Annotated in this window: 15 protein-coding genes; 6 read left to right on the forward strand and 9 right to left on the reverse strand. The window is 70.6% G+C overall.

From position 1 onward, the window contains the following. Nucleotides 1–498 precede the first annotated feature (498 nt). From K8Z49_RS29050 to K8Z49_RS29065, 4 genes are all read right to left on the reverse strand, one after another. Complete coding sequence (locus K8Z49_RS29050) at nt 499–1848, reverse strand: carotenoid oxygenase family protein (RefSeq protein WP_412515733.1); 1350 nt, start codon at nt 1846–1848, stop codon at nt 499–501. Between the two features lie 238 nt (nt 1849–2086). Further along, nucleotides 2087–2359 (reverse strand): hypothetical protein, encoded by a 273-nt coding sequence (locus K8Z49_RS29055; protein ID WP_021593521.1) that lies wholly within the window; start codon nt 2357–2359, stop codon nt 2087–2089. A 97-nt stretch (nt 2360–2456) separates the two neighbouring features. After that, nucleotides 2457–3023 carry a hypothetical protein gene (locus tag K8Z49_RS29060; protein WP_075022875.1) on the reverse strand — a complete coding sequence of 189 codons (567 nt, stop codon included), beginning with the start codon at nt 3021–3023 and terminating at the stop codon, nt 2457–2459. Further along, a complete protein-coding gene (locus K8Z49_RS29065) occupies nt 3016–3435 on the reverse strand; it encodes a hypothetical protein (RefSeq protein WP_024934783.1) in 420 nt (139 codons plus the stop codon). The genes K8Z49_RS29060 and K8Z49_RS29065 overlap by 8 nt, the downstream gene beginning before the upstream one ends. Nucleotides 3436–3541: 106 nt before the next feature. On the opposite strand from K8Z49_RS29065, the gene K8Z49_RS29070 reads away from it, so the two are divergent. Both K8Z49_RS29070 and K8Z49_RS29075 read left to right on the forward strand, forming a co-directional pair. Next, on the forward strand, nt 3542–4750 hold the full coding sequence (locus tag K8Z49_RS29070; RefSeq protein ID WP_412515734.1) for a sensor histidine kinase: 1209 nt from the start codon (nt 3542–3544) through the stop codon (nt 4748–4750). Continuing rightward, nucleotides 4747–5349 (forward strand): response regulator transcription factor, encoded by a 603-nt coding sequence (locus tag K8Z49_RS29075; protein WP_111832834.1) that lies wholly within the window; start codon nt 4747–4749, stop codon nt 5347–5349. The genes K8Z49_RS29070 and K8Z49_RS29075 overlap by 4 nt, the downstream gene beginning before the upstream one ends. 30 nt (nt 5350–5379) lie before the next feature. Here the strand turns inward: K8Z49_RS29075 and K8Z49_RS29080 are convergent, their stop codons facing one another. Next, nucleotides 5380–5988, reverse strand: coding sequence for a dihydrofolate reductase family protein (locus K8Z49_RS29080; RefSeq protein ID WP_021593526.1), 609 nt, complete (start codon nt 5986–5988; stop codon nt 5380–5382). A gap of 133 nt (nt 5989–6121) precedes the next feature. Between K8Z49_RS29080 and K8Z49_RS29085 the strand changes: the two genes are divergently transcribed. Beyond that, complete coding sequence (locus tag K8Z49_RS29085) at nt 6122–8917, forward strand: BTAD domain-containing putative transcriptional regulator (RefSeq protein ID WP_412515735.1); 2796 nt, start codon at nt 6122–6124, stop codon at nt 8915–8917. A 114-nt stretch (nt 8918–9031) separates the two neighbouring features. Here the strand turns inward: K8Z49_RS29085 and K8Z49_RS29090 are convergent, their stop codons facing one another. After that, on the reverse strand, nt 9032–10333 hold the full coding sequence (locus K8Z49_RS29090; RefSeq protein WP_021593528.1) for a hypothetical protein: 1302 nt from the start codon (nt 10331–10333) through the stop codon (nt 9032–9034). Nucleotides 10334–11329: 996 nt separating this feature from the next. On the opposite strand from K8Z49_RS29090, the gene K8Z49_RS29095 reads away from it, so the two are divergent. After that, nucleotides 11330–12874 carry a hypothetical protein gene (locus tag K8Z49_RS29095; RefSeq protein ID WP_412515736.1) on the forward strand — a complete coding sequence of 515 codons (1545 nt, stop codon included), beginning with the start codon at nt 11330–11332 and terminating at the stop codon, nt 12872–12874. A gap of 20 nt (nt 12875–12894) precedes the next feature. Here the strand turns inward: K8Z49_RS29095 and K8Z49_RS29100 are convergent, their stop codons facing one another. After that, nucleotides 12895–13326, reverse strand: a complete 432-nt coding sequence (locus tag K8Z49_RS29100; RefSeq protein ID WP_181663403.1) for a VOC family protein — start codon at nt 13324–13326, stop codon at nt 12895–12897. Nucleotides 13327–13429: 103 nt separating this feature from the next. Here K8Z49_RS29100 and K8Z49_RS29105 point away from each other — a divergent pair, with 103 nt between their 5' ends. After that, on the forward strand, nt 13430–14296 hold the full coding sequence (locus K8Z49_RS29105; RefSeq protein WP_412515737.1) for a helix-turn-helix domain-containing protein: 867 nt from the start codon (nt 13430–13432) through the stop codon (nt 14294–14296). Nucleotides 14297–14300: 4 nt separating this feature from the next. On the opposite strand, the gene K8Z49_RS29110 is transcribed toward K8Z49_RS29105, so the two are convergent. Both K8Z49_RS29110 and K8Z49_RS29115 read right to left on the reverse strand, forming a co-directional pair. Beyond that, entirely contained in the window at nt 14301–14813 is a 513-nt protein-coding gene (locus K8Z49_RS29110; protein ID WP_161790999.1) for an SgcJ/EcaC family oxidoreductase, read from the reverse strand. Nucleotides 14814–14947: 134 nt separating this feature from the next. Then, nucleotides 14948–15442 (reverse strand): MarR family winged helix-turn-helix transcriptional regulator, encoded by a 495-nt coding sequence (locus K8Z49_RS29115; RefSeq protein ID WP_021593533.1) that lies wholly within the window; start codon nt 15440–15442, stop codon nt 14948–14950. A gap of 364 nt (nt 15443–15806) precedes the next feature. On the opposite strand from K8Z49_RS29115, the gene K8Z49_RS29120 reads away from it, so the two are divergent. Continuing rightward, a complete protein-coding gene (locus K8Z49_RS29120; protein ID WP_021593534.1) occupies nt 15807–16310 on the forward strand; it encodes an HIT family protein in 504 nt (167 codons plus the stop codon). Nucleotides 16311–16315: the final 5 nt, after the last annotated feature.

The following is a 16315-nucleotide window of genomic DNA, read 5'->3' on the forward strand; positions in this document are numbered from 1 at the left end:
CAGAAAAACGAAGCCCTTCGGCCCTGTCGAGGGCAAATACTGGCCACGGCGTGATCGGAATATCCAGGCAGGTCATGCCTGTACTACGGTTCTGAGATATTCCTCCGCCTGGCCGATGGCGGCCGTCTCAGGACCTAACAGGCTGGGCGCCCGCCTCGCTGATCGTGTCGCTCTCCTGCATGCGCGGCAGGCGCCCTTCGTTCACGGGCACTCACCGAGGAGATGTCACGCGAGCTGATCAGAAAAGTGGTCCAAGAAAGATGGACCTGGAAACGCCAAGTGGCGGAAGAGCAGTTACACCGGATCCAACGGCGGCAACTGACCCGCGCCGCCCTGCGCGCCGCCGTCCAGTCCGCCGCCGTTCCACGCACTGACCACCCACCACCAGCCATCCGGCAACCCCCGACCCGCCGGATAGCGGCGAGTCGCAATGTCGTGCTGCCGGCCGTTCGGTCAGACTGGTAATGCAGCGCGCCGGAGACGTCGGGGCGGCCCTGCTCAGACTGGGATCCAGTTGCCGTGGAAGCCCGCGGGAATGCGCACCGGGACGTGCACCTCGGCGATCGGGGGCGCGGCGAGGTCGGCGGCGTCCAGAATGGCCAGGTAACTCGTACCGGCGCCGCGGTCGTGGGCGAACGTCATCAGATAGCCCTCGTTCTCGCCGGTCCCCGCCCGGGGCACGAAGACGGCCTCGCCGCAGGTGTGGCCCGCGGGCAGGCGGTGCGTCGCCCGTACGCCGCCGCTGGTGAGGTCGTAGGCGTAGATCTCCGACCGATCGGGCTCGGCGTCCAGGCAGAAGCTCGTCGTGTAGCCGTAGCGGTGCGGGAGCCCGAGCATCGAGTCGGCCACCCGGGGGTATTCGCTGGGCGCGTCGTCGAGCGGTTCCTCGGTGACCACGCCCGCCCTCAGATCCAGCGTCCAGCGGTACACGACCGGGAGCCCGCCCTCCAGGTCGTCGGCGCCGCTGCGCCACAGCGTGGGGACGCGGGTGCCGGTGACGGTGATCGTGTCGCCTTCGGGGTCCTCGAAGGCGTTCATGGTGTGCCACACGTAGCAGGGGGCGACGTCGAACCAGCGTACGGGCGCGTCGTCGCCGGCCGTACGAGCCAGGACGCCGAAGCGGGCGCGGTGCGCGTCGTCCCAGTGCCACGGCGGCCCGCCCGCCGCAGCCCGGGCGGCGTCGAAGACGACCGGCAGGTCCATGAAGACCACGTGATTGCGGGTGATGGCGAAGTCGTGCATCATCGTCGCCCGCGGCACGTCCACGACCCGCGTCTGCACCAGTTCGCCGCCGGCCGAGGCGCGATAGTAGGTCAGGTACGGCGGGCGCAACCGGTAGCCGAAGAACAGCAGTTCTCCCGTGATCGGGCAGGTCTTCGGGTGCGCGGTCATCGGGGTCCGAAGGGCCCCGTCGAAGGTGTGCGCCCCGATCGTGGCGAGGTCGGGCGTCACCTCGTACGGGAAACCGCCCTCCTCCAGGGCGAACAGTCGGCCCGCGTGCGTGATCAGGTGGGTGTTGGCGGTGGTGACGCGGTAGTCGATCCGGCCCGTCCCCTGGTCGAGGGCGAGGGCGAACCGCGACTCGCCGGGGTGCTCGTACAGCGGCGTGCGCACGTACCGGTTGCGGTACCAGCGCGCCCTGCCGCCGTCGAGCGCGATGGTGTGGATCATGCCGTCACCCGCGAAGGAGTGCGGTGACCAGCCGGTACGCGGGTTGGGCCCGTTGCGGAAGAACTGCCCGCTCAGCTCGGCCGGGATCTCGCCGACGACGTCGGACGGCTCCAGGGTCACCTCTTCGGGGACCGGCGCGTTATTGCCCGCCAGGTGCAGCGGCACGGTTTCGGACACGTGGGAACTCCTGTCGGCAAGTGGGGGACGCCGACAACCGTGCACGCAAAAGACGACGGACAACAGTCTTGTTCTTTCCGTCCGCCTCAGCCGACGGAAGAGAGCCCAGGTGAGGGCGGCGCAGGAAACCTGGGCATGGCCCCGCGGTTCGGGCGAGACGATCTTGGTGCGCTTCGACATCGGCGAGCCTGCCTGGGCCGGGGGCCGGGGCACTGTCGGAGCGGCGCCGTACCAGTTGTCACTCGTAGCCGACATCTTCTTCGGAGTGCAGGCGCCAACCGTCGTACCGCTTGACCAGGACGAAGGCGGTGCGCTCAAGAACGTCGTAATACCCGGACTCCGGTTCGTGGCCATACGTGAACCAGAGCGCCTCGACTCGCGCCGTATCCGGGGTCTCGCTGACGACGGTCACCTCTTCGAGTGTGGAAACGGCGCCGAATAGATCGCTTCTTGTGCGGCTGTGCGCTTTGGCGTACTCGACGCAGAAGTCAGCAGGGCTCTGGTAGAGCATCTGAACCTCTTGGGTGCGAGCTGCGGCCGGTTTGTATGAGCATGATGGCATTGTCGTCGCCCGCCTCCGGCGCGCAGGACGGTGTCGACCCGCGAGGTCACAGAGCGAAGGCGAGCTGGGCGGCGATGATGACGTCGACCACGGCGCACCATTGGGCGTAGGAGCGGAGGACGACCTTGTCGAGCTTCAGGTGGACGAGGTCCCAGATGCCGTGCGCGAACCAGCCGGCCGCCACGATGTAGCGGCCCGTGTCGGGAGCGACGACGAGCCCGGTCAGCGCGACGGCACCGAACCCGATCATGGCCATTGCCTGGGCCTGCAGTACACCCGACCGGGACAGCCGCCCCTTGACCGCGCCCCGGACGAGGGCGGCCAGCGCCACACCGGCCACGACCGCGGCCGGTTCGACGACGTCCACGGCCTTGAGGGCGGTGAAGGCGACGATCAGGGCGGCGAGCACTCCCCATGTCGCCCGGCGCCACTGGAACGTCTCGACCAGCAGGTACAGGAGCGGCAGGAGCAGCAGTGCCGAGGCCAGGGACGCGACGCCCTCGCCGGTCTCGCTTCCGCCCCAGCTTGCGGCGCTCATCGCGACGGCGAGGGCCGCGGGCCAGAGACGGCGTGCGGCGGCGGGCCGGGAGGCCGCTGCGATGGTCTCAGACATGGGCCGCGCCTCCGTACTCGGCGCGGCGGCGGAGCATCACCGCGAACATCGCCGGCAGCATGACGAGGTGCTCCAGAAGCATCAGGGACCCGGCCGGGAGCACGCCGAGCCACAGCAGCGGGAACAGCGCGGCCAGCGGTGCGAACATGGCGCCCGTCATCTCCAGGGAGGCCGCCCAGCCGTGGCCGCGGTAGCGCATCCAGATGACCATGCCGGCGGACATCTCGGCGGCCATCTCCAGGGAGGCCCACTCCTCGGCGGCGGGCGCGTCCAGTGCCGTCAGGGCCAGGACGCCCTGGACGGCGAGGCCGAAGACCGCCATCCCGACGAGCATCGCGGCGATCATCTCCAGGTAGTGGCGCAGGAAGTGCCGCCAGTCGGTCGTTCGAGGGCGACCGGTCCTCGCTGTCATGACCATGTCCCTTCAGTACGGGGGTGGGGTATGTTCGGCTTCCATGGTGCTGGCCGCCGGTGGCCGCCGGCAGTGCCGGAACCGCACGGGAGGACGGGGAGTCGTCATGGGATCGGATGACATTCGTCATGCGCCTCCCGGCGACCCTGGGCGGGAGCGGAGCCTGGAGCGCTTCCGGCGGCACGTCCAGTGGTCCCTCGCCGGAACGTTCGCGCTGTTCGTGGTGCTGTTCGCCGAGGACTGGATCATGCACCCCGAGGTGGCCGTCTGGGGCCGCGCCCTGGCCGCGGCGGCGCTCCTGGTCCTGTGCGCGGCGTTGGTGGTGCTGCTCGGCCGGCGGCTGCCGCCCGCCGGCACGGCGGTCCGGTCGCCGGTGGCGTGGCTGGCCGCCGGAGGCGCGGCGGCGGCGGTGCTCGGGGTGATCCCGCTGACGCTGCCCGGCCAGCGGCTGTGGTCGCTCGCGCCCGCGGTGATGGTGTCGCTGACCGCGATGTTCCTGCCGCCGGAGCGGCGCCGCGTCCTCATCGCCGCCGCGATCGTGGCCGCCGCGGTGATCGGCGGGACCGCGGGCGGGCTCACCGGCGACGGCTTGCGGTTCGCGACGGCGTTCCCCGCCGGGATGGTCGCCTTCACCGCGTGGACGATGCTCGGGACGCTGTGGGCGTGGGACATCGCCGACCGGCTGAACCGGGCCCGGGGGATGGCCGCCGAGCTGGCGGTCAAGAACGAGCGGCTGCGCTTCGCCGCCGACCTGCATGACATCCAGGGCCACCATCTGCAGGTCATCGCGCTCAAGAGCGAGCTGGCCGCGCGGCTGGCCGGGACCGATTCCCGGCGGGCGGCGGCGGAGATGACCGAGGTGCACGAGCTGGCGGTCGGTGCGCTGCGCGACACGCGGGCGGTGGTCCAGGGGTACCGGCGCACGACGCTGGAGGAGGAGCTGGCCAATGCCGCCAAGGTGCTGACCGCCGCCGGCATCGACACCCGCGTGGAGTCGGACGAGGGAACCGACGCGCTTCCCGACGCCCTCCGGCACCTGCTCGGCCTGGTTATGCGGGAGGCGACCACCAACATCCTGCGGCACGGCCAGGCCGGCCGCGCCACCATCGACTACCGGGTCGCGGACGGCTCGGCCCGGCTCCGCGTGCGCAACGACGGTGCCGTGGACGCCCCCGGCTCGGGGACGGGCACCGGCCTGCGCGCCCTCACCGAGCGGCTGGAGCAGGCCGGAGGGACATTGACCTGGGAACACGACGACGAGTGGTTCGAGCTGACCGGCTCCCTGCCACTCCCCGCGGAGGCGCGCGCCCGATGATCAAGCTGCTGATCGCCGACGACGAGGACCTGCTCCGCGGCGCTCTGGCCGCGCTGCTGGACCTGGAGGACGACCTGACCGTGGCGGCGCAGGCGTCCACCGGCACCGAGGCCGTCCGGCTGGCGCGCGAGCACCGTCCCGACATCGCGGTCCTCGACCTGGAGATGCCGCCCGCGGACGGGCTGCACGCCGCCGAGCAGATCCGCGCCGAGCTGCCCACCCGGATCATCCTGGTCACCCGGCACGCCCGGCCCGGGGTGCTGCGCCGCGCGCTGGCCGCCGGGGTGAGCGGGTTCGTGCCGAAGACCACGCCGTCGACGCGGCTCGCCGAGATCGTCCGGGACGTCGCCGCGGGCCGCCGCTACGTCGACCCCGACATCGCCGCGTCCGCGCTCACCGAGGACGACTGCCCGCTCACCGCCCGGGAACTGGAGGTCCTGCGCGCGTCCCGGACGGGGGCCTCGGTCAACGAGATCGCCGCCGAGGTGCACCTCGCTCCCGGAACCGTCCGCAACTACCTGTCGTCCGCCATGGCGAAACTGGGCGCGAGCTCCCGGCACGCCGCCGCACACCACGCCTGGGAAGAAGGCTGGATCTGACCCGTCCGTGGGCGGCACGCGCCCCTCGGGTCAGGACAGCACGCGATAGGTCACGTGCGTGACCGAGCTCGCCGGCCGCGACTCCACCTGTTCGAGGTTCAGGGGCGGGACACCGTCGAACAGCCGAGCGCCGGCCCCGAGCGTGAACGGCACGATGTGCAGCCGCAGCTCGTCGACCAGCCCGGCGGCGAGATACTGGTTGATGGTGGCCGCGCCGCCATGGATCGAGACATCGCCGTCCCCGGCCGCCTCGCGCGCCTGGGTCAGTGCCGACTCGATCCCGTCGGTGACGAAGTGATACGTGGTGCCGCCGTCCATCGGCTGCGGGTCGCGCGGGTGGTGGGTGAGTACGAAGACAGGGGCGTGGAACGGCGGATTGTCACCCCACCAGCCCTTCCACGGCCGGTCCCAGTCGCCGCGCACCGGGCCGAACATGTTCCGGCCCATGATGACCGCTCCGGCGGCGTTGATCTTCTCGACCTCGGCCCGGTTCTCCTCGGGGTCGTCGAACATCCAGGCGTGCAGCCTGTTGCCCCAGCCGTCGCCGCCGTCGTCGCCGAACGGTCGCTTCTCGGTCTGGCCGGCCCCGGCCGAGTAGCCGTCGGCCGTGATGGTCTGGTCGCAGACGACCCTGCTCATATGTGTCTCCTGTCAGGTCGAAAAGGTGGCTCTGGTGGCCCCGACCGCGTAGTGATCGTCAGCTTGGCGGACAGCGGTGGCAGAGTTGTGTCAGTCGGGTGAAACAGGTCGCCGAGCGGGGAGGGGCGAGCACGTGCTGGTCGTCGAGGTGCTCGGGCCGCTGCGCGTTTCGGTGGACGGGCTGGCGGTCGAGCTGCCGCGCGGGCGGCTGCGCGCGTTGCTGGCGGTGCTGGCGATGTCGGCAGGCCGTACCGTCCCGACGGACCGGCTGGCGATCGCGATGTGGGGCACGGACACGAACGGCGACCCGCGGGTCAACGTCCGTACGAACGTCAAGCGGCTGCGCCGCGCTCTGGGACCCGCCGCAGGGCAGCTGATCGCCGCCAGGGCGGGCGGCTACCTGCTGGCGGCCGAGCCGGATCAGGTGGACGCGCTGCGCTTCGGCCGCCTGCTCGATGAGGCCGGGGCGGTGCCGGACCCGGCGCGCGAGCGGTCCCGGCTGGCCGCCGCGCTGGCGCTGTGGCGCGGCACGCCTTTCGAGGGGATCCGGTCGGACTGGCTGGAGCAGTCCGTGGCCCCGGGGCTGCAGGAGCGGTACCTGGCCGCGCTGGAGCGGCGGGTCGATCTGGATCTCGTGAACCGATCGCCTTCCGACCCGGCCGAGCTGACCGACCCGGCCGAGCTGACCGAGCTCGCCGAGCGGCATCCGCTGCGGGAGTCCCTCTGGGTGCGGCTGCTGCGGGTCCTGGAGTCGGCGGGCCGCCCCGCCGAGGCGCTGGAGCGGTACGAGACGATTCGGCGTCGGCTTGCCGAGGAACTCGGTGCCGATCCCAGCCCCGAGCTGCGGCTGCTCCACGCCGAAATGCTCGCCGGAGGCGTTGCCACCGCTGACGGGCCCGGCGCCGGCGCGGTGCCCAGGCAGCTGCCCGCCGCCGTCGACGGCTTCATCGGGCGGGAGGCCGAACTGGCGGCGCTGGACGCGCTGCTCGGCCCCCGGGGCGAGACAAGGTTCCGGTCGCCGCTGATCACGGTGATCGCCGGCACGGCCGGAGTCGGGAAGACCACGCTCGCCGTGCGCTGGGCACACGGGGTCGCCGATCGTTTTCCGGACGGTCAGCTCTACGTCAACCTGCGCGGATACGACCCGTCGGCCGAGGCCGTGCGACCGGAGGCGGCCGTCCTGGAGCTCCTCGGCGCGTTGCAGGTGCCGCCGCACCGGATCCCGGACGGCGAGGCCGCGCGGGCCGGTCTCTATCGCAGCCTGCTGGCCGGGCGGCGCATGCTGGTGCTGCTGGACAACGCCCGCGATGCCGACCAGGTCGCCCCGCTGCTGCCCGGAGCGCCCGGCTGCCTGGTGGTGGTCACCAGCCGGGACCATCTCGCGGGGCTGGTGCTGACGTACGGCGCGCATCCGCTCACCCTCGGCCTGCTGCCGCCGGAGGAGGCGAAGCGCTTGCTGGCCGCCAGGATCGGCCGCGATCGACTCGGCGCCGAGCCCGTCGCCGCCGAAGAGATCGTCCGCTGCTGCGCCGGGCTGCCGCTGGCGCTGGCGATCGTCGCCGCGCGCGCCGCGATCCATCCCGAGCATCCGCTCGGTGCGATGGCCGGCGAGCTCCGGGACACCCTCGGCGCACTGGAGCCCGCCGCCGATGTACGGGCGATCTTCTCATGGTCGTACGACACGCTCGACGAGGCGGCGGCGCGGCTGTTCCGGCTGGTGGCCGGGCTGCATCCCGGCCCCGATAGCACGATCGGCGCCGCCGCCAGCCTCGCGGGCGTCCCGGCCTCGCGGGTGCGGGTTCCGCTGGCCGACCTGACCCGTGCCAACCTGCTGACCGAGCACGCCCCGGGCCGCTACTCCTGCCACGACCTGCTGCGCGCCTACGCGGCCGAACTCTGCGAGGCCGTCGACGCCGACCGGGAGGCCGCGCGGCACCGCGTCGTCGACCACTACGTGCACACCGCGTACGCCGCCGCGCTGCACCTCCACGGGCACATCGAGACCGTGCCGCCCGGCGCGCCCGGCCCGGGTGTGTCCATCACCGGATTCGCCGCACCCGACCAGGCGCTGGCCTGGTCCACGGCCGAGCGCGCCGCGCTCCTCGCCGCCCTGAAGCTCGCCGCCGAACTCATGCTCGACCGGCACGTCTGCCATTTGGCGCGGGCGTTGTTCGTCTTCCTGCACCGGCAGGGCCGCTGGCACGACCAGGCCGAGACCGGGCGGGCCGCGCTGGCCGCGGCCCGCCGGTCGGGCGACCCCGCGGAACAGGCCCGCGCGCACCGCAACCTGGCCTGGACGCTGGCCGACCTCGGGCACTTCGACGGCGCCCACCACCACCTCGATGCCGCTGTGGAACGGTCACGCGACGACCCCGCCGGCCGGGCGTGGACGCATCACCACCGGGACATCGTCTTCACCATCCAGGGCCGGGAGTCCGACGCGCTCGACGCCGCCCGTCGCGCCCACGATCTTTTCGAGCGGCTGGGCGACCAGGTCGGCCAGGCTTCCGCGCTCACCAACGTCGGTTGGCATCACGGCCGCCTGGGAAACCACGGCCAGGCTCTCGACCTGTGCGAGCGGGCACTCGTCCTGCATCAGAAGGTCGGCAACCGTTCCGGAGAGACCCATACGCTGTCATGCCTCGCCGACACCCACCTCGGCATGGGCGACCCCGCCGGGGCGATTCCCCGCTACCGCGAGGCCCTCGACCTGTTCCGGGAATTGGGCGACCTGTACGGCGAGGCCAGCACCCTTGCCCACCTCGGCGCGTGCCATCACCTCGCAGGCGGTCACGCGGCGGCGCACGAGCACTGGCACCGGGCCCACACCCTCCTCAGCGGCCTCGCCCCTGCCACCACCGACCACATCCACACCCAGCTGACGATCATCGACCCGTCCGCCGCCGATGCCTTCCGCCGACGCCGGTGACTCGGCGTGCCGGGCTCGGCGGGTATACGCGGTGGCGGCGCGGCGGGTGGCCAGAGTGGCGCGGATGGCCTGTTGGGCGCGCCCACCTGGGCGATCCTCCACACGATGTGTCAGCTACCAGATTGTGTGTGAGGTACTGCCTATTGGCGGCCGTTGTTCCTGAGTGGAGCAGAGATCGTGTGGAGCAGCGCCCTTGCGGGGGTGGTGGGTTGTCAGGGCGGCCAGGCCGAAGGCGACTGGGATCCACGTGACCACCGACAGCCGATCGAGCTCGTAGACGAGCGGGTGCATGGAGGCCACCAACGCCCCGGTCAGACCCGCGAGGGCCAGTGGCCACGCCGCGTCCCAGCGGAGGCGGGCGAACAGGCCGACCGCCGCGAACAGGAAGGCCGCCGGGATGAGCGGGGCTTCCAGCATTCGCTGAGCTATCGCGTCCGTCCACAGGGACTGTGACGCGTCGGCGAGGCGCTGCCACGGATCGGTCACATCGGGAAGGCGGAAATGGCGGGTGAAAGTGTCCTGGAGAGTTTCGTGAACTCCGGGTAGGTGAAGGGCGGAACTGATCCAGAGATTGCCCGCCAGGACGAGCGTCGCGATACCGGTGACCGCCAGGGACGTCCGGCGCGACGTGGCGAAGGGGAGCGACAGCACGGCGCCCGCGGCCAGCGCGGCGGCCAGGGCGACGCCGTTGGCCGGCTTGACGGCGCACAGTAGGGCCAGCCCGCATGCCAGCAGCCCGACCGCCGTCTTTGCGTTGCGTCCGCGCAGCAGCAGGACCGTTCCGATCAGAGCGACCAGCAGGCAGAGCATCATGGGCGCCTCGGCCAGCAGGCGGCTGCCCCACAAACCTGTCGGGAGCAGGTAGAACAGCGTCTCCGCGATCAGCGCCTGGACGGGACGCAACCCGATGGCCAGCGCCAGCAGAACGACCGCGATGCCGCACGCCACCCCCAGCGCGGCCGTCGCCGCGGCGAAACCGGTCGTGCCCATCACACGGACGAACGGGACCGCGAGCAGCGGGTAGCCCGGCCGCGAGGTGAAGATGCGCTGGAAGCGGACCGGCGCCTTTGCAGGTAGCCGCGTGCGGTACCGCAGGCATTCTGTGTAGGTCAGGCGCCAGCGCGCCCGGTCTCGTTTCATGGCTCCGCACGTGATCTCCGCGGCGGTGCGGTCCGCCTCGGCCGGCGAGTGGCCCGCGTACCGCAGGGCGTCCCGCGCGTACCAGAAGGTGTCCGGCGTGGCGGTCGAGCCGCCGCCCGACCATCTCAGCATCCACAGACCGGAACCGAGGAGACCCGCGATGACGACGAGTGCCGCCGCCCGCGCCCAGCGTCGGTCCCGTAGGCCGGACGTCGACGCCTCGGCGAACCGCACCAGCCGGCGGGGCTTGGAGGGACGACGCTCCGGCTTGAACATCCGGTGCCGCCCGGCTTGCGGCGAGGACGTATCTATTCCGGCGTCCTCGTGCTCGTCCGCGCCGCGCCGCGGTGGTCGGCTACCGGCGTCCGCAGGGTGTGGAGATCTCTGGGTCACGGCATTCGCCTGCCCTGCTCTCGCGGGAGGCAAGCCGATCCTGTAGATCGATCAAGAACAATTGGGACGCGCTATAGGTCGAGGTCCGGGTGTCGGCCGTGGACGGCGACCGAGTGTCGTGCTGATCACCTGTGGTGACGATGGTCGGGGTACTTGATCGGCGGCATCGTTCACGCACTCGACCCTCCGGTCCTGGCATGTGATCCTTGAGTTCGCGCAGGTGCCGTCCGGTTCGGGTTCGGCGGCGGTCTGGACGGGGCGGGCGGGATGGGCAGGAGACGCGAGGTCGACTGGGCCTCGAGGAAGTACGGCGCCAAGGACCGCGGGCATTTCGCCATCTGCCAGGTCCTGATTGGCGCCGGGATGCTGATGATCTGGCCCTTCGTGTTGGGCGCCATGGTCGGGGAGGCCTCGGCCGCGGGGCGCGCCGCGAGAGGCGAAGGGGTTCCGGGAACGTTCATCGCGCAATCGGAGGTGTGCGGTCGAGGCGGATGTTCCTGGTACGGCGTCTTCACGACAGGCAACCTCTCCGACCCGACCCACGAGAGAGTCGAGTTGAGGGGGGACTCCGGCCATTCCGTTCACGCTTTCCAGAAGGTTCCCGCTCGCGATGTCGGTTCACGAGACTTCGTCCACATGGAGGGCGGGCGGCCGGAGTGGTTGCCGTCGTTCGGCGCCGCGATCTTTGCCGCCTACACCGGAGGCGTCGGGCTGTTGGTGAACGCCTTGGCGCTGCGGGGCGTTCACCGGGCACGGAGTTCTCCAGCTTCGCGCAGACGGGTGGCGAGGGAACGTAAGGGCTCCGTGCTGCGCAGCCTCTCCGACCGAGCCCGCTGGGGCTGGTCAGCGCGGCCCGGCTCTTCCACGATCAAGGTGAAGGTGGCCAGGTCCAAGGGGTGGACCCTGGCCGGGGTGGGCGTCCTGCTCTTACTGGTGGTGATGCTGCTCTCGTTCGGTCTGATCTGGATCGAGTTCAACGAGGAGACCACCCTGACCGAGGTGGCCGCGGCCTCGTGGGCACCGATCTTCGCGGTCGTCCTCGTGGGCGTCGCGATCCAGACGCTCAGGCTCGTGCTGGTGCGGCCCCGGATGTGGGTGACCGACGATGAGATCGTCATCTGGGACGGGCTACTGCTCTGGAAGGTGCTCCGGATCCCGCGCACCGCGCTCGCGGCGATCCATTACGGCGAGCCGTTGATGTGCCAGGTCGAGGAGGACGTGGCCCAATTGACGCCGTTCCGGGAAGAACTCAACCTCGTCCTGCGGATGCGGGACGACATCACTCTTCCCGCGCGCCGGCTGCGGTGTGGAAATTGGTTCTGGGTCGTACTGGCTCTCAAAGACCGAATCCCGCAGACGAGCATGCCTCAGCGGGGGCGCCAGGTCCGCCAATTGTGCCTTCGGGTGAAAGAGCCGCGCAGGGTGGCCACCGACCTCGACCGCTGGCTGGGGGAAAGCGAGGGGCTCCCGCCGCAGTTCACGCCGGTCGATCACGCCCATTACGGCACGGTCCGCACGCACCGCGGCGTCGGCGGGACTCGCGTCAAGATCAAGGGACGGCTCCCCCAGCCGGTGCTGGCCGAGATCGTGAACGAGGGCGACGGGACGCTGCGGGCCTGGCTTCGACGCACCGAGTTCGGCGGGGGGACCCCGGTCGCGGTGTGCGGCCCCGGAGCCCCGCCCGCCACGACCGTCCTGCACGACCGACTGCTGTCCGACAAGGCGCTCACGAAGAGGTTCCTGTACGTCGAGTCCGAGGGGCGGTGGAGAGTCACGATCAGCGGACCGGAGCGCGCACGCGAGTTCACCGGCTCCACCACGGGCCGCGGACCAGAAGTGCTCGCCTACCAGGGACCGGCTGGAATCGCCGTCGTGACATGCCCGGATGGACAACCCCACCAGGTCCGCCTGTACGGGCCGAACCTGGACCCGCTGCCCGGCTGCGATCCGGTCGCGTCAACCCTCATGCTCAGCCGGCCGCCTGGGGGCGAGCCCTCGCCGACCCGGAGCACGTTCGCCGTCCCGGCGCAGGCGGTACTCCAGGTGAGAACCGCCGGGGCGGACTGGCGGATCGACGTGACGCCCCTGGAACAGGCCGACGCGGGCGCCCCTGCCCGAGCCGGAGAGCGGGACGCCGTGACCGTGCCGCCCGCCGGCCACGTCCGTCCGTTCGAGCACTCCATAGCGGGCCACCGGCCCGCGGTGGTGCGCTACCTGGGCCCGCCGGGACGCGTGCTGTTCCGTGGCGGAGACACCTTCGGCCTCCTGCACCTCGACGCCACTCTGACCCCTACCCGGACACTCGCTCTCCCGGACGGCGACACGGAGATCCGACTCCGTTCCCATGCACTCCTCCAGGTCACCGGAGGCCGCGGCACCTGGTCCCTGGAAGAGCTGAAGCAGAATCGGGGCACTCCCGCCTGAGCTTCGATTTACGGTGGCGATCAGGTCCGCCGACCCGCGGGCCAGGTGCCGGGCTCGGCGAGCTCGATGATGGTGCCGAGGTTGTCGGTGATGAACGCGATGCGCTGACCGATGTCCGCCACGTCCATGGGCCCGCCGATGAGGTCCACCCCTCGTCCAGCCAGCTCGGAGACGGCGGCGTCGAGATCTTCGACGGCCAGGCAGAAATGGTGCAGGCGCGAGGGGTCCATGCTCGCCAGCACGTTCTCGGTCGGGGCCTGGCGGCTCGACGCGCCCGCCATCAGCTCGATCTTGACGTCACCGCGGACCATGAAGACGAACGTCGTGCCGTGAATGTCGAATCGCCGGTCGACGGTGAAGCCGAGCTTGGTCGCGTACCACTGGACGGTGGCGTCGAGATCCTCAGCGGTCACGCTGAGGCCGACATGGTCGTGAGAGAAGGAAATGCTCATGCGCCCCACGTTCGCCAACCGGCGAGGCCTCGGCCAGAGATGGGCCGGCCGTAGGAAAACCGGTACCACCCAACATCGCTGGTGACGAGCGAGAATCGACCGTATGGCCACTGATGGGACGACGTTGGGCGCGACGCTGCGTGCGTGGCGCGAGCGCATCGCTCCGGAGGCGGCGGGGCTGCCCACCAAGCGTGGCCGCCGGGCGAAGGGACTGCGCCGGGAGGACCTCGCCGAGCTTGCGGGGATCTCCGTCGACTACGTGGTCCGGCTGGAGCAGGGCCGATCCACCACACCCTCGGCGCAGGTGGCCGCCGCACTCGCCCGCGCGCTGCGGCTCACCGGCCCCGAGCGGGACCATCTCTACCGGCTGGCCGGCCTCGTTCCCCCGTCGGGCGGGGAGATCTCCGACCACATCCCTCCCGGCCTGCACCGCCTCCTCGACCGGCTGGGCGACACCGCGGCCGCCGCCGTCTTCGCGGCGGACTGGCAGCTGATCTGGTGGAACCGGGTCTGGGCCGCGCTGCTGGGCGATCCGTCGGCCAAGCCGCCGAGGCTCCGCAACTTCGCCCGCGACACCTTCCCGACCGATGGTGGGGGCCCTCACCTGTCGCACTGGCCCGTGACGTCGCTCGCCCAGGACGCCGTCGACTCCGCCATCGTGTCCGACCTCCGCCGCGCCACCGGACGCTTCCCGCACAGCGACCGGCTGACCGCCCTGATCCGGGACCTCACCGCGGGCAGCGAACGCTTCGCCGGGCTGTGGGCCTCCGCGGTGGTCGGCGCGCACCAGGAGGACCGCAAGATCGTCGACCATCCCTCGGTCGGCCCGATCACGGTCGACTGCGACGTCCTGACCGATGGCGAAGCGGACCGGAAGGTCGTCATGCTGACGGCCGAACCGGGCAGCGAGGACGAGACGAAGCTCCGCCTCGCCCTCCTCTCGGGCGCGCCCGGCTCCACCCGCGGCTGACCTGTCAGGAGGTCTCGGAGCGGGTGTTCTGGAACGCCGCGATCAACCAGCCTCGGTCGCCCTTGGTGGCCACGAAGGTCTGGATCGAGTCCGCGCCGGTGGGAACGATCTTTCCCTCGGTGTGGAAGATCGCCACCTGGGGCGACAGGAAACGGAACCCGATGATGCGCGCCTGGACCCGGGTGTTCTCGAGGACGCCGTCGAAGGCCGGCTGGAGCAGGCCGATGATCGCCTGCCGGCCCCGGGCATGGGTGCCGCGGAAATCGATGAGGTCGGCGTCGGGCGTGTGGAACGAGGCGTAGGCCGCGGCGTCGCCCCGCGCCCACGCATGGTTGATCTTGTCCAGCAGGCCGCGGACCTCGGCCTCGTCCGCCGCGGTGCCCGTCCCGCCCGGGGACGGCGAAGAGGCCGAGGCGGCCGGGCTCGTCTCGTCCCCGCTCCCCGAACCGCAGCCGACCAGGACGAGGACGAGCGAGGCCACCCCCAGGGCCGCCTGAGTGAGACGCGCGTTCTTCATGGTCATCCACACCTTTCATGCCGGACGTCAAGATCTCGGTGCGGCGACTCTAAATTAATTTGCTTCAAGCAGATAGTGCTTGAAGCAAATACTCGGGTTGGCCCCAGGACGACCCCTGAAGCCACCCCCACGGCCTACTGAGACTTGCGGCGCCGGGTGCCGTGCGGCCGTCCAGCGGTGCGGAGCCGGGCGGTCTCGGCCTGGGTCTGCTCGCGCTCGCGCCGCAGGAACCCCAGCAGGAAACGCAGGTTGTCGTCGGAGATCTGGTCGACGTGGCCCCGCCACTCGACGCCCATGGGCTCGTAGAAGCGCGCGATCTCGGCCACCCGCTCCGGGACGACGCTCACCACCACGCGCCGCCGATCTTCAGGATCCGGCCCGCGGCGCACGAATCCGCCGCGTTCGAGCCGGTCGACCATGCGGGTGACGGCCCCGGACGTCATCCCCATCAGCTCGGCGAGGCGACCGGCCCCCACCGGCCCGGTCTCCAGCAGGGCGGCCAGGGCATGGAGATCGGTCACCGGGATGCCGATCTGGTGGGCGACCGCGACCTGGAAGCGAACCAGCGTCGAGATGTACCACGGCATCTCCTCGACCAATGCCTCGATCAGCTCCTCGCGCTCGCTCACCGTTCGCCACACCCCTCGCCCGAGCCACACCGTCCGCCCCGACGGTAACGACCCCCGCCCCGCCCCGCAGCAGTGCGCTCCCCAGGCTCTCCCGGCCGACGGGACGGAATTCCGCAGAGCAAGAACCCTTGCATTTCGAAACTCAAGAGTCGTAACGTGTTCTAGTGGGCGGATACGGCATTTGCGACGCAATCGACCGTCAGGATCTACCGTGGCCCCGCTGACGCCTGTGACCATTCACCTTCGCACGGCCATGTCAGCCGCTACCATCTGCGAAGTCACGATCGTGCGCACCTCGCCACACCATTGATCACCGGTTTCCGCATGCCCCTACATCCAGGGCAATAAGGAGAATTCAGGTAAAATGCTCATCGGGCATACGTCGCCAGAAGGACCCGGTCGGGGACTTCGACTCCTGATCGATCTACTCCTGGGGCGCCGTCGACATGAAGAGGGCGACTCCGAGTCCAGATCCCTCACAACCGACTGCATCTTCTGCCAAGCGGATGACCCGTCCCTCAACAGGATCCTCTGCGAGAACGAGTTATTCTATGCGCGCTTTGATAATTACCCCGCCAACCCCGGGCATATTGAGATAGTTCCCAGAAGGCATGTCGTCTCGTTCTTCGACCTGAAGGATCACGAGGTCCTCAGCGCCTACACCTTGATGCGCAGGGCACGGGCTCTCATCAACGAGAAGTACTTCCCCGAGGCGTACACGATCGGTATCAACGACGGCAAGGCGGCCGGGCGAAGCATCGATCATCTGCACATCCATCTGATCCCCCGGCACCAGGGCGATGTCGATGACCCCCGCGGGGGCATTCGCCGGGCCGCTCCCAACTCCGACCCGGACGCCTGGCAATGACGTCG

It is taken from the genome of Actinomadura madurae, assembly GCF_047130825.1.
Taxonomy (GTDB): Bacteria; Actinomycetota; Actinomycetes; order Streptosporangiales; family Streptosporangiaceae; genus Spirillospora; species Spirillospora madurae.

Bases quoted from the DNA above. Each gene is read 5' to 3' on its own strand.
- K8Z49_RS29120 (WP_021593534.1), top strand. From the start codon at position 15,807: ATGCTCATCGGGCATACGTCGCCAGAAGGACCCGGTCGGGGACTTCGA.
- K8Z49_RS29100 (WP_181663403.1), bottom strand. From the start codon at position 13,326: ATGAGCATTTCCTTCTCTCACGACCATGTCGGCCTCAGCGTGACCGCT.
- K8Z49_RS29090 (WP_021593528.1), bottom strand. From the start codon at position 10,333: ATGTTCAAGCCGGAGCGTCGTCCCTCCAAGCCCCGCCGGCTGGTGCGG.
- K8Z49_RS29060 (WP_075022875.1), bottom strand. From the start codon at position 3,023: ATGTCTGAGACCATCGCAGCGGCCTCCCGGCCCGCCGCCGCACGCCGT.
- K8Z49_RS29105 (WP_412515737.1), top strand. From the start codon at position 13,430: ATGGCCACTGATGGGACGACGTTGGGCGCGACGCTGCGTGCGTGGCGC.
- K8Z49_RS29080 (WP_021593526.1), bottom strand. From the start codon at position 5,988: ATGAGCAGGGTCGTCTGCGACCAGACCATCACGGCCGACGGCTACTCG.
- K8Z49_RS29070 (WP_412515734.1), top strand. From the start codon at position 3,542: ATGGGATCGGATGACATTCGTCATGCGCCTCCCGGCGACCCTGGGCGG.
- K8Z49_RS29075 (WP_111832834.1), top strand. From the start codon at position 4,747: ATGATCAAGCTGCTGATCGCCGACGACGAGGACCTGCTCCGCGGCGCT.
- K8Z49_RS29055 (WP_021593521.1), bottom strand. From the start codon at position 2,359: ATGCTCTACCAGAGCCCTGCTGACTTCTGCGTCGAGTACGCCAAAGCG.
- K8Z49_RS29065 (WP_024934783.1), bottom strand. From the start codon at position 3,435: ATGACAGCGAGGACCGGTCGCCCTCGAACGACCGACTGGCGGCACTTC.
- K8Z49_RS29110 (WP_161790999.1), bottom strand. From the start codon at position 14,813: ATGAAGAACGCGCGTCTCACTCAGGCGGCCCTGGGGGTGGCCTCGCTC.